An 11,643-nucleotide genomic window follows, 5' to 3' on the forward strand; every position below is an offset into this window, starting at 1 on the left:
GCGCTCAGGACCGCTTCTTGCGAAGCATGCTTCGCACCTTCTTGAGTGCCTGCTCGGCGTCGGAGTCGAACGGGTTGTCCTGCACCAGGTAGGTCCAGGTGGAAGTGGGTCTGCGGACACCGGCGCGCACCAGGTCGACGCCCTCGTCCGTGACCTCCGCCTCCACCAGCGTCTTGGCGGAGCGCTTCTCCAGCTCCTCGCGGATCCTGCGGAACGCCGGGATCGCCGTCCGATGGAACTCGTCGAGCGGCGTCTCCTTCGCGAGCGCGCGCAGGTGGATCGTCTCGCGCACCTCGGTGAGGAACGCCAGGTGGTCGGTCCAGAGCTGGTCGAGGTGGAACAGCACGATCTCCCGACACACCCGCTGCAGAGTCTCCTCGTCGAGCGAGTCGGCGAGCTCGGCGTAGCGGTCCGGTTTGGCCTGCTGCAGCAGGGTGGCGGCCGTGTCGGTGCGCAGCACCTCGTCCCGGAACCGCAGCAGCTCCGCGCGCTGGTGCTCGATGAGCCGCGTGTAGCGCCACGTGTTGCGGTGGATCTCCAGGTCGACGCCCTCGGCGACGCGCTGGGCGTGGTTGATCTGCCGGTGGGCGGCCACGTCGGTGATCTCACCGGTGTCCTCGTCGCTCGGGATGCCTTCGGGGATGTCGGGCGCGTGCGCGAGCACCAGCTCGTCACCGAGGCTGGCGAAGAACACCGAGCTGCCCGGGTCACCCTGCCGTCCCGCGCGTCCGCGAAGCTGGTCGTCCAGCCTGCTGCTCGGATACCGAGCGGTACCGATGACGTGGAGACCGCCGAGTTCCGCGACCCGTTCGGCGTCGGCGCCGTCGGCGCCTCCCAGCCTGATGTCGGTGCCCCGGCCCGCCATCTGCGTCGACACCGTGATCGCCCCGTGGGCTCCGGCCCCGGCGATGACGGCGGCCTCCTCGGCGTCGTTGCGCGCGTTGAGCACGACGCACGAGAGCCCGGTCTTGCGCAGTTTCTCCGCCAGCTCCTCGGACTCGGCGACGTCCTGCGTGCCCACGAGGATCGGCCTTCCGGTCTCGTGCACCTCGCGGATCTCCTCCACGATGGCGCGGAGCTTGCGGGTCGGCGTGGTGTACACGCGGTGCGGGAGGTCCTCGCGGATCGTGGGGGTGTTCGGCGGGATGACGGCCACGTCGAGCTTGTAGAACTCCTGGAGCTGCTCGGCCACCGCCACCGCGGTGCCGGTCATGCCGGCCACCTGGGGGTAGCGAGCGATCAACGCCTGCACCGTGATGGAGTCGAGGATCTCCCCGTGATCCGACGGCGGGAGCTGCTCCTTCGCCTCCACCGCGGCCTGGAGGCCGTCGGGCCAGCGCTGCAACTCGGCGACCCGGCCCCTGGAGGCGTTGATGAGCTGCACCTTCCCGTCGCGCACCAGGTAGTCGACGTCCCTCGTCAGCAGCGCGTGTGCGTGGAGGGCGGCGTTCACCGCCGCGAGCCGGTCGGCGCCCGCGTCGCCGTAGAGGTCGATGCCGCCGAGCGCCTTCTCCACCACGGAGGCGCCCGCCGTGGTGAGCCAGGCGTTACGGCCGTCGGGGTCGGTCTCGTAGTGCAGTCCGACCCGTAGGCGCCGCACGATGTTGGCGACCTCCTCGTCGGCCACACCGGCGTCGACGGAACCCGCCATCACCAGCGGGACCCGCGCCTCGTCCACGAGCACCGAGTCGGCCTCGTCCACGATGGCGACCTCGGGCTCCGGCTGCGTGAGTTCCTCAACCGACGTCACCAGCCGGTCGCGCAGCACGTCGAACCCGATCTCGCTGACCGCGCCGTAGCAGACCTCCCGGTGGTAGGCGTCGCGGCGCTCCTGCGCGGTCAACGCGGGCTCGACCCACCCCACGGACACCCCGAGCAGGTCGTACACCGGTTTCATCCACTCGGCGTCGCGGCGCGCGAGGTAGTCGTTCACCGAGATGACGTGCACGCGCTTGCCCTGCAGCGCGTAGCCCGCCGCGGCGAGCGCACCCGAGAGGGTCTTGCCCTCACCGGTGGCCATCTGTACGACGTGCCCCGTGAGCAGGCCCATCGTGCCCAGCAACTGCACGTCGAAGGCGCGCTCGGAGAGGGCTCTCCGAGCCGCCTCCCGGCCCAGTGCGCACACCTCGACCAGCAGGTCGGCGTCGGTCTCGCCCATCTCCCGCACGGCCGTGGCCCGCTCGGTGAGTTCGGCGTCGGACAGCTTCTCCAGTTCGGGCTCCAGCTCGCCGATACGCGAGAGGAGCGCTTCGTACCGCGTCAGGTCCGCACTCGCGGGCCGGGACAGCATTCGTCTCAGCGTCTTCGAAACCCGGCTCAAGAACGCCACCTGCGCTTCTCCCATCTACTCGCCCGCGCCACGCCCAACGTAGCCGTCGCCGTGCCGAGTTCACAGTGGTGATGGCACGATCGCAGGCGTGCGCACCACGAAACGCTACCTGCCGGTGGCGGCGGGTCTCCTCCTTCTTTCGTCGCTGACCGCCTGTTCGAACTCCGCCGACGACGGGCCTGCCGTGCCCGCGGGCCCGGTCCCGGAGGGGCTGGAGAAGTTCTACGCGCAGCAGCTCGAATGGGGCGACTGCGCGCCGTACGCCACGAACATGATGGCGACGCAGGCGTTCGCCGGCGACGGCCTCGAGTGCGCGCGGCTCACCGTCCCACTGTCGTACTCCGAGCCGCAGGGCACCACGATCACCGTGGGGCTGCTCCGCAGGCAGGCGAGCGACCCCGACCGCCGCATCGGCTCGCTGGTGCTGAACCCGGGCGGGCCGGGTGGGTCGGGCATGACCACGGCCGCTCAGCTCTCGGGTGCGGTGGGGAACACCGAGCTGGGCAAGCGGTTCGACCTCGTGGGCTTCGACCCTCGCGGTGTGGGGGCCAGCGAGCCCGCTGTCGAGTGCCTCACCGACGCCGAGATGGACGCCGACCGCGCCGACATGACAGCCATGGACGGCGTCGACGACGTCGCCGACGCGGAGAACGACGCGAAGGAGTTCGCGGCCAAATGCGCCGAGCGCACCCCGCACGGCGAGAAGATGCTCGCCAACCTCGGCACTCGCGACGTGGTGCGCGACATGGACGTACTGCGTTCCGCGCTCGGTGACGAGAAGCTCACCTACCTCGGCTACTCCTACGGCACGCGGATCGGCTACACCTACGCCGAGACGTTCCCACGCAACGTGCGCGCACTGCTGCTCGACGGGGCGCTCGACCCCGAGCAGGACATGGTCGAGTCACTGGTCGCGCAGGCGGAGGGCTTCGGCGGCACCTTCGGCAAGTTCGTCGAATGGTGCGTCGGCCGCCCCGACTGCGCGCTGGGCCGGGACGCGGGGACGGCCGTCCAGGCCTACCACGAGCTCGTCCGGCCGCTGCTGGACGAGCCGGTGAAGCTGCCCGACGGGCGGATGCTCTCCTACGAGGACGCCACCACCGGCACCGTGGCGTCGCTGTACAGCAGGCAGCTCTGGCCGACGCTCAACCAGGGGCTCGCCACGCTCGCCAGGGGCGAGGGCACGGTCATGATGGCGTTGGCCGACATGTACTACGAGCGCGGCCCCGACGGGAAGTACTCCTCGGCGCAGGAGGGGCTGGTGGCGATCCGCTGCGTCGACGACCCGCCCGTGACCGATCGCGAGCGCATCGAGGAGGCACAGGCCGAATACGTCGAGAAGGCCGAGTTCCTCGACTCCGGTCTGCCACCGTCGTCGGCGAGGGACGCCTGCGCGTTCTGGCCGGTGGAGCACACCTCCGAGCCGCACCTGCCCGACGTCGACGGTGTCCCGCCGACGCTGGTGATCTCCACGACGAACGATCCGGCCACGCCGTACCAGGCGGGTGTCAACCTCGCGAAGGCGATGAACGGCAGGCTCCTGACGTTCGAGGGTGCCCAGCACACGGCGTTCCTTTCGGTGGGCAACGCGTGCGTCGACCAGGCGGGTATCGCCTACCTCGTCGACGGCACCCTTCCGCCGGAGGGCACCCGCTGCCGGTGAACCGCCGGGTCACGAACGGCCGGTGGGCTCACCCGCCGGCCGTGGTTCGGCCGCGTTGTGGCCGCTCAGCGCAAGCTCCAACTGCACGGCACCCTCGTTCTTCTTCCTCGGGGGCACCTGGACCCAGACCCGCATGAGCCGGTCGCCCTTCTCCGCGATCCAGAACTTGACGTCGACGTCGTCGTGTACGCCGGCCACCAGCGCCGAGATCGCCTGGTGGCCCAGTTCGCCGTCGATCCGGTAGGTCTCGACGTCGTCCAGTTCCTCGCGGGTCTCCGTCCGCAGGCCGGTGGCCTCCGTGAGCAGCCGTCGAATGCCGTCTTCGGGATCCAGCAGTCGGGTGGGGGCGTACCCGGCGGGTACGGGCTGTCGCACCGTGCTGCCGTCCGGGTCGGTCAAGGTGAGCGTGTCGTCCTCGACGACGAACGAGTACTGGACGCGCTCGGTGAGCAGTTGCGCGTCGGCGTGACCGCTCGCCGTGCCGCTCGATCCGTCCTCGCGGGCGGCGACGCCCTCGACCTCCCGCACCGGTAGGCCGGGAATCGCGCCGCTCACTCGGAACTCGAAGGCCACGCTGGTCAGCTCGCGCAGGTTGTCCGCCGCCGCGTCGACCAGGCCCGCCGCCTCGGGAAGCGGCCCGGTGTTGTCGGGATTACCGGCGCACGCCGACAGTGGTGCCGACGCGACCAGCGCGACGAGGAGGAGTTGCGCGAGGCGACGGAGGAGCATGCGAATTACCGTATCGGGGCGTTCTTCGCCGGCCAGACAAGGTGGGCACCACCCTCCCGGGCGATAGGCCGGACGAGGATGCGTCCCGAAACACCGCGTTAACACGTCGCGCATAGGGTCGCGGCATGGATCGCCAGCAGGAGTTCGTGCTGCGCACGCTCGAGGAACGCGACATCCGGTTCGTGCGCCTGTGGTTCACCGACGTCCTCGGGTTCCTCAAGTCGGTGGCCGTCGCGCCCGCCGAGCTCGAAGGTGCCTTCAGCGAGGGCATCGGCTTCGACGGCTCCGCCATCGAGGGTTTCGCCCGCGTGTACGAGTCCGACATGGTGGCCAAGCCCGATCCCGCGACGTTCCAGGTCCTGCCGTGGGAGACCACGGACGGCGACCACTACTCCGCGCGGATGTTCTGCGACATCGCCATGCCGGACGGCTCGCCGTCGTGGGCGGACCCGCGCCACGTGCTGCGCCGACAGCTCTCGAAGGCCAGCGAGGCGGGCTTCACCTGCTACGTGCACCCCGAGATCGAGTTCTTCCTCCTGGCGAACATGCCCGAGGACGGGCGGGAGCCGGAACCCGCCGACAACGGGGGGTACTTCGACCAGGCCAGCCACGCCACGGCGACCCACTTCCGCCGCCACGCCATCGAGGCACTGGAGGAGATGGGCATCTCCGTCGAGTTCTCCCACCACGAGGCCGCGCCCGGCCAGCAGGAGATCGACCTGCGGTACGCCGACGCGCTGACGATGGCCGACAACGTGATGACGTTCCGCTACGTCGTCAAGGAGGTTGCCCTCACGCAGGGAGTGCGCGCCACTTTCATGCCGAAGCCGTTCAGCGACCAGCCCGGTTCGGGGATGCACACCCACGTGTCGCTGTTCGAGGGAGACCGCAACGCCTTCTACAGCCCGGAGGACCCGTACGAGCTGTCGGAGACCGGCAAGGCGTTCGTCGCGGGACTGTTGCACCACGCGAGGGAGATCTCGGCGGTCACGAACCAGTGGGTGAACTCCTACAAGCGCCTGATCCAGGGGGGCGAGGCCCCGACGACGGTGTCGTGGGGGCGCGCCAACCGTTCGGCTCTCGTGCGCGTGCCCATGTACTCGCCGGGTAAGGCGTCCTCGCGCAGGGTGGAGATCCGTACCCCGGACTCGGCGTGCAACCCGTACCTGGCGTACTCGGTGATCCTCGCGGCCGGCCTCAAGGGAATCGAGAAGGGCTACGAGCTGCCGCCCGCCGCCGAGGACAACATCTGGACGCTCTCCGACGCCGAGCGCAAGGCGGCCGGCTACACCGAGCTGCCCCAGAACCTGGGCGAGGCGCTCGCCGAGATGGAACGGTCGGAGCTGCTGCCGGAGGCGCTGGGCGAACACGTCTACGACTTCTTCCTCCGCAACAAGCGCGTCGAGTGGGACAACTACCGCAGTCAGGTCACGCCGTACGAGCTGAGGACCCTGCTCCCGGTGCTTTGAGTCGTTCACTGTTGTGTTGGGGTGTCTGAGCTGGGGAAATGTGGTTAGGGGACCCCCCTGTTCGGGTGGGTTTTGGGGGCGTGTAATCTTCTTTTCGTCGCCGGGGAGACCGGCCGGGCCCGGAAGGGCCGGGGCGGGGTACTCGGTGCGGGGATGGCGAACCAAGCTCCCACGGGTGTGGTAGAGTGGGCTTCCCCGGGTGGGTGAGACTGCTTCATCATCGGTTTTGGTGGTGGGGTTGGTTGCGCCCGGTGGCTGGAAATACACAATGTGTGTTGTTTGAGAACTCAACAGTGTGCTAGTGATTGTCATGCTAGTAGTGCTCTTTTGAGCCCCTTTTTTGTGGGTTTCTTTGAGATGACATGTGAGTCATCGGATTGACTGTTCATTGTTGGAGAGTTTGATCCTGGCTCAGGACGAACGCTGGCGGCGTGCTTAACACATGCAAGTCGAACGCTGAAGCCCAGCTTGCTGGGTGGATGAGTGGCGAACGGGTGAGTAACACGTGGGTAATCTGCCCTGTACTCTGGGATAAGCCCGGGAAACTGGGTCTAATACCGGATAGGACGCCTCACCGCATGGTGGGGTGTGGAAAGTTCCGGCGGTACAGGTTGAGCCCGCGGCCTATCAGCTTGTTGGTGGGGTGATGGCCTACCAAGGCGACGACGGGTAGCCGGCCTGAGAGGGTGACCGGCCACACTGGGACTGAGACACGGCCCAGACTCCTACGGGAGGCAGCAGTGGGGAATATTGCACAATGGGCGCAAGCCTGATGCAGCGACGCCGCGTGGGGGATGACGGCCTTCGGGTTGTAAACCCCTTTCGCCCGGGACGAAGCGCAAGTGACGGTACCGGGAGAAGAAGCACCGGCCAACTACGTGCCAGCAGCCGCGGTAATACGTAGGGTGCAAGCGTTGTCCGGAATTATTGGGCGTAAAGAGCTCGTAGGCGGTGTGTCACGTCTGCCGTGAAAACCTGCGGCTTAACCGTGGGCGGGCGGTGGATACGGGCATCACTTGAGTTCGGTAGGGGAGACTGGAATTCCTGGTGTAGCGGTGGAATGCGCAGATATCAGGAGGAACACCGGTGGCGAAGGCGGGTCTCTGGGCCGAAACTGACGCTGAGGAGCGAAAGCGTGGGGAGCGAACAGGATTAGATACCCTGGTAGTCCACGCCGTAAACGTTGGGCGCTAGGTGTGGGGTGCTGTTCACGCGTCCCGTGCCGTAGCTAACGCATTAAGCGCCCCGCCTGGGGAGTACGGCCGCAAGGCTAAAACTCAAAGGAATTGACGGGGGCCCGCACAAGCGGCGGAGCATGTGGATTAATTCGATGCAACGCGAAGAACCTTACCTGGGCTTGACATGCACCGGATCGCCTCAGAGATGGGGTTTCCCTTGTGGCTGGTGCACAGGTGGTGCATGGCTGTCGTCAGCTCGTGTCGTGAGATGTTGGGTTAAGTCCCGCAACGAGCGCAACCCTTGTCCCATGTTGCCAGCGGGTAATGCCGGGGACTCGTGGGAGACTGCCGGGGTCAACTCGGAGGAAGGTGGGGATGACGTCAAGTCATCATGCCCCTTATGTCCAGGGCTTCACACATGCTACAATGGCCGGTACAGTGGGTGGCGATACCGTGAGGTGGAGCGAATCCCTCAAAGCCGGTCTCAGTTCGGATCGCAGTCTGCAACTCGACTGCGTGAAGTCGGAGTCGCTAGTAATCGCAGATCAGCATTGCTGCGGTGAATACGTTCCCGGGCCTTGTACACACCGCCCGTCACGTCATGAAAGTCGGTAACACCCGAAGCCCATGGCCCAACCCTTCGGGGAGGGAGTGGTCGAAGGTGGGACTGGCGATTGGGACGAAGTCGTAACAAGGTAGCCGTACCGGAAGGTGCGGCTGGATCACCTCCTTTCTAAGGAGCTTGACTGCTCGTTAGAGCTTAGTGTGAACCGCTACTAGTGGTGGATGCCGGCCCGTGCCGTTGGGGTGCGGGGGTGTCGACCGGATCGCTGGCACGCTGTTGGGTTTTGAGGCAACACGCTGTGTTGTTTCTGGCGTGGTGTTTGAGAATTGCAGAGTGGGTGCGAGCATCTTTGTGGTCAAGTTGTGTAGGGCACATGGTGGATGTCTTGGCACTAGGAGCCGATGAAGGACGTGGGAGGCTGCGATAAGCCTCGGGGAGCTGTCAACCGAGCTGTGATCCGAGGATGTCCGAATGGGGAAACCCGGCACCCGTGATGGGGTGTCACCCGCCGGTGAATGTATAGCCGGTGTGGAGGGAACGCGGGGAAGTGAAACATCTCAGTACCCGTAGGAAGAGAAAACAACCGTGATTCCGTGAGTAGTGGCGAGCGAAAGCGGAAGAGGCTAAACCGTGCACATGGTGAAGCTGTCAGGCGTTGTGTGTGCGGTGTTGTGGGAGCCACTGTCCAGTAGCTGACACTGCTGGGGATGGTGTGTGTGGTTAGCGGAACACGTTGGGATGCGTGACCGGAGTGGGTGAGAGTCCCGTACGCGAAAACTGCATGGCATTGTCTTGGTGGTGTTCCCGAGTAGCAGCGAGCCCGTGGAATTCGCTGTGAATCCGCCGGGACCACCCGGTAAGCCTAAATACTTCCTAGTGACCGATAGCGGACGAGTACCGTGAGGGAAAGATGAAAAGTACCCCGGGAGGGGAGTGAAAGAGTACCTGAAACCGTGTGCCTGCAAGCCGTCAGAGCCCTGTGGGGTGATGGCGTGCCTTTTGAAGAATGAGCCTGCGAGTTAGTGCTGCGTGGCGAGGTTAACCCGAGTGGGGTAGCCGGAGCGAAAGCGAGTCTGAACAGGGCGTTGTAGTCGCGTGGTCTAGACCCGAAGCGGGGTGATCTACCCATGGCCAGGGTGAAGCGCCGGTAAGACGGTGTGGAGGCCCGAACCCACCAGGGTTGAAAACCTGGGGGATGAGCTGTGGGTAGGGGTGAAAGGCCAATCAAACTCCGTGATAGCTGGTTCTCCCCGAAATGCATTTAGGTGCAGCGTCGCGTGTTTCACATCTGGGGTAGAGCTACTGGATGGCCTAGGGGGCTTACCGGCTTACCGAAGTCAACCAAACTCCGAATACAGGTGTGTGAGAGCGCGGCAGTGAGACGGCGGGGGATAAGCTTCGTCGTCGAGAGGGAAACAGCCCAGAACACCAGCTAAGGCCCCTAAGTGTGTGCTCAGTGGGAAAGGATGTGGAGTCGCTGAGACAACCAGGAGGTTGGCTTAGAAGCAGCCATCCTTGAAAGAGTGCGTAATAGCTCACTGGTCAAGTGGTTCTGCGCCGACAATGTAGCGGGGCTTAAGCACACCGCCGAAGCTGTGTCATTCACACAGGTGATCGGCTCGGGTCCTTCGGGGCTTGGGTCCAGTCGTGTGGATGGGTAGGGGAGCGTCCTGCATCCAGGGAAGCAGCCGGGGAACCGAGTTGTGGAGGGTGTGGGAGTGAGAATGCAGGCATGAGTAGCGAATGCAGAGTGAGAATCTCTGCCGCCGGATGACCAAGGGTTCCTGGGCCAGGTTGTTCCGCCCAGGGTAAGTCGGGACCTAAGGCGAGGCCGACAGGCGTAGTCGATGGACAACGGGTTGATATTCCCGTACCCGCGTGTGTGCGTCCCTGGCGAGGCAGGTGAGACTAACCACCCGCCCTGCGCGTCCGCCCTTCGGGGTGGTGTGTGGGGTGCGTGGGACCTGATCCTGTAGTAGCCAAGCGATGGGGTGACGCAGGAAGGTAGCCCCGCCAGTCAGTGGTGATACTGGTGTAAGCGTGTGGCCCGCCCGGTAGGGAAATCCGCTGGGCTGTCTTGAATGACGAGGGTGAGGCGTGATGCATAGCCGTTGTGGCGAAGTAGGGTGATCCTCTGCTGCCGAGAAAAGCCTCTAGCGAGTGCGCGCGTGGCCCGTACCCCAAACCGACACAGGTGGTCAGGTAGAGAATACCAAGGCGATCGGGTGAACTGTGGTTAAGGAACTCGGCAAATTGCCCCCGTAACTTCGGGAGAAGGGGGGCCAAAACACCTGAAGCCCTGCGCGGGCTAGGGTGGGTTGGCCGCAGAGACCAGCGGAAAGCGACTGTTTATTAAAAACACAGGTCCATGCGAAGACGTAAGTCGAGGTATATGGACTGACGCCTGCCCGGTGCTGGAACGTTAAGAGGACCGGTTAGCCCCTTTCGGGGGGTGAAGCTGAGAATTTAAGCGCCAGTAAACGGCGGTGGTAACTATAACCATCCTAAGGTAGCGAAATTCCTTGTCGGGTAAGTTCCGACCTGCACGAATGGCGTAACGACTTTCCGGCTGTCTCAACCACAGGCCCGGCGAAATTGCACTACGAGTAAAGATGCTCGTTTCGCGCGGCAGGACGGAAAGACCCCGGGACCTTTACTATAGCTTGGTATTGGTTTTCGGTTCGGCTTGTGTAGGATAGGTGGGAGACTGGGAAGCAGCCACGCCAGTGGTTGTGGAGTCATTGTTGAAATACCACTCTGGCCGGATTGGGAATCTAACCTCGGACCGTGAGCCGGTTCAGGGACAGTGCCTGGTGGGTAGTTTAACTGGGGCGGTTGCCTCCCAAAGAGTAACGGAGGCACCCAAAGGTTCCCTCAGCCTGGTTGGCAATCAGGTGTCGAGTGTAAGTGCACAAGGGAGCTTGACTGTGAGACCGACAGGTCGAGCAGGTGCGAAAGCAGGGACTAGTGATCCGGCACCTCCTGGTGGAAGGGGTGTCGCTCAACGGATAAAAGGTACCCCGGGGATAACAGGCTGATCTTGCCCAAGAGTCCATATCGACGGCATGGTTTGGCACCTCGATGTCGGCTCGTCGCATCCTGGGGCCGGAGTAGGTCCCAAGGGTTGGGCTGTTCGCCCATTAAAGCGGCACGCGAGCTGGGTTTAGAACGTCGTGAGACAGTTCGGTCCCTATCCGCCGCGCGCGTTGGAGACTTGAGGAAGGCTGTCCCTAGTACGAGAGGACCGGGACGGACGAACCTCTGGTATGCCAGTTGTTCCGCCAGGAGCATGGCTGGTTAGCTACGTTCGGAAGGGATAACCGCTGAAGGCATCTAAGCGGGAAGCCTGTTCCAAGATGAGGTCTCCCACCACCCTCGAGTGGGTAAGGCCCCCCAAAGACGATGGGGTTGATAGGCCAGACATGGACGCACAGCAATGTGTTTACGAGTGGACTGGTACTAATCGGCCGAGGGCTTGCCCACAAACATGCTACGCACCCACTCTGCAACTCTGAAACACCACCCCGGGAACACACCCGGCGTGATTGTTTCCCAGAGTTTCGGTGGTCACAGCGGTAGGGGAAACGCCCGGTCCCATTCCGAACCCGGAAGCTAAGCCCACCAGCGCCGATGGTACTGCACCCGAAGGGGTGTGGGAGAGTAGGACACCGCCGAACAAATAGTGAAAATGAGGAAGGCCCCAGCGGTCG

4 protein-coding genes and 3 rRNA genes are annotated in these 11,643 nt (G+C 64.6%); 5 read left to right on the forward strand and 2 right to left on the reverse strand.

Annotation, left to right across the window (positions count from 1 at the left end; genetic code table 11):
* Positions 1-4: 4 nt before the first annotated feature.
* Positions 5-2,329, reverse strand: coding sequence for an accessory Sec system translocase SecA2 (gene secA2 / locus SACCYDRAFT_RS04210; protein WP_005453894.1), 2,325 nt, complete (start codon positions 2,327-2,329; stop codon positions 5-7).
* 88 nt (positions 2,330-2,417) lie between these two features.
* On the opposite strand from secA2, the gene SACCYDRAFT_RS04215 reads away from it, so the two are divergent.
* On the forward strand, positions 2,418-3,992 hold the full coding sequence (locus tag SACCYDRAFT_RS04215) for an alpha/beta hydrolase (RefSeq protein ID WP_005453896.1): 1,575 nt from the start codon (positions 2,418-2,420) through the stop codon (positions 3,990-3,992).
* 9 nt (positions 3,993-4,001) lie between these two features.
* Here the strand turns inward: SACCYDRAFT_RS04215 and SACCYDRAFT_RS04220 are convergent, their stop codons facing one another.
* Positions 4,002-4,721: an LppX_LprAFG lipoprotein gene (locus tag SACCYDRAFT_RS04220; RefSeq protein WP_005453898.1), complete on the reverse strand. Its 720-nt coding sequence runs from the start codon at positions 4,719-4,721 to the stop codon at positions 4,002-4,004.
* Positions 4,722-4,846: 125 nt separating this feature from the next.
* Between SACCYDRAFT_RS04220 and glnA the strand changes: the two genes are divergently transcribed.
* The 4 genes from glnA to rrf all read left to right on the forward strand — a co-directional run bounded on the left by glnA (position 4,847) and on the right by rrf (position 11,610).
* Positions 4,847-6,190 carry a type I glutamate--ammonia ligase gene (gene glnA, locus SACCYDRAFT_RS04225; protein WP_005453900.1) on the forward strand — a complete coding sequence of 448 codons (1,344 nt, stop codon included), beginning with the start codon at positions 4,847-4,849 and terminating at the stop codon, positions 6,188-6,190.
* 388 nt (positions 6,191-6,578) lie between these two features.
* A 16S ribosomal RNA gene (locus tag SACCYDRAFT_RS04230) occupies positions 6,579-8,101 on the forward strand.
* 185 nt (positions 8,102-8,286) lie between these two features.
* Positions 8,287-11,416 (forward strand): 23S ribosomal RNA (locus tag SACCYDRAFT_RS04235).
* Positions 11,417-11,492: 76 nt separating this feature from the next.
* Positions 11,493-11,610: ribosomal RNA gene (rrf, locus tag SACCYDRAFT_RS04240) — 5S ribosomal RNA — on the forward strand.
* Together the 16S, 23S and 5S rRNA genes form the textbook arrangement of a ribosomal RNA operon.
* Positions 11,611-11,643: the final 33 nt, after the last annotated feature.

This window comes from Saccharomonospora cyanea NA-134, assembly GCF_000244975.1.
GTDB classification, from domain to species: Bacteria; Actinomycetota; Actinomycetes; order Mycobacteriales; family Pseudonocardiaceae; genus Saccharomonospora; species Saccharomonospora cyanea.

Excerpts from the sequence above, each read along its gene's own strand:
- SACCYDRAFT_RS04220 (WP_005453898.1), bottom strand. The coding sequence starts at position 4,721 with ATGCTCCTCCGTCGCCTCGCGCAACTCCTCCTCGTCGCGCTGGTCGCG.
- glnA (WP_005453900.1), top strand. The coding sequence starts at position 4,847 with ATGGATCGCCAGCAGGAGTTCGTGCTGCGCACGCTCGAGGAACGCGAC.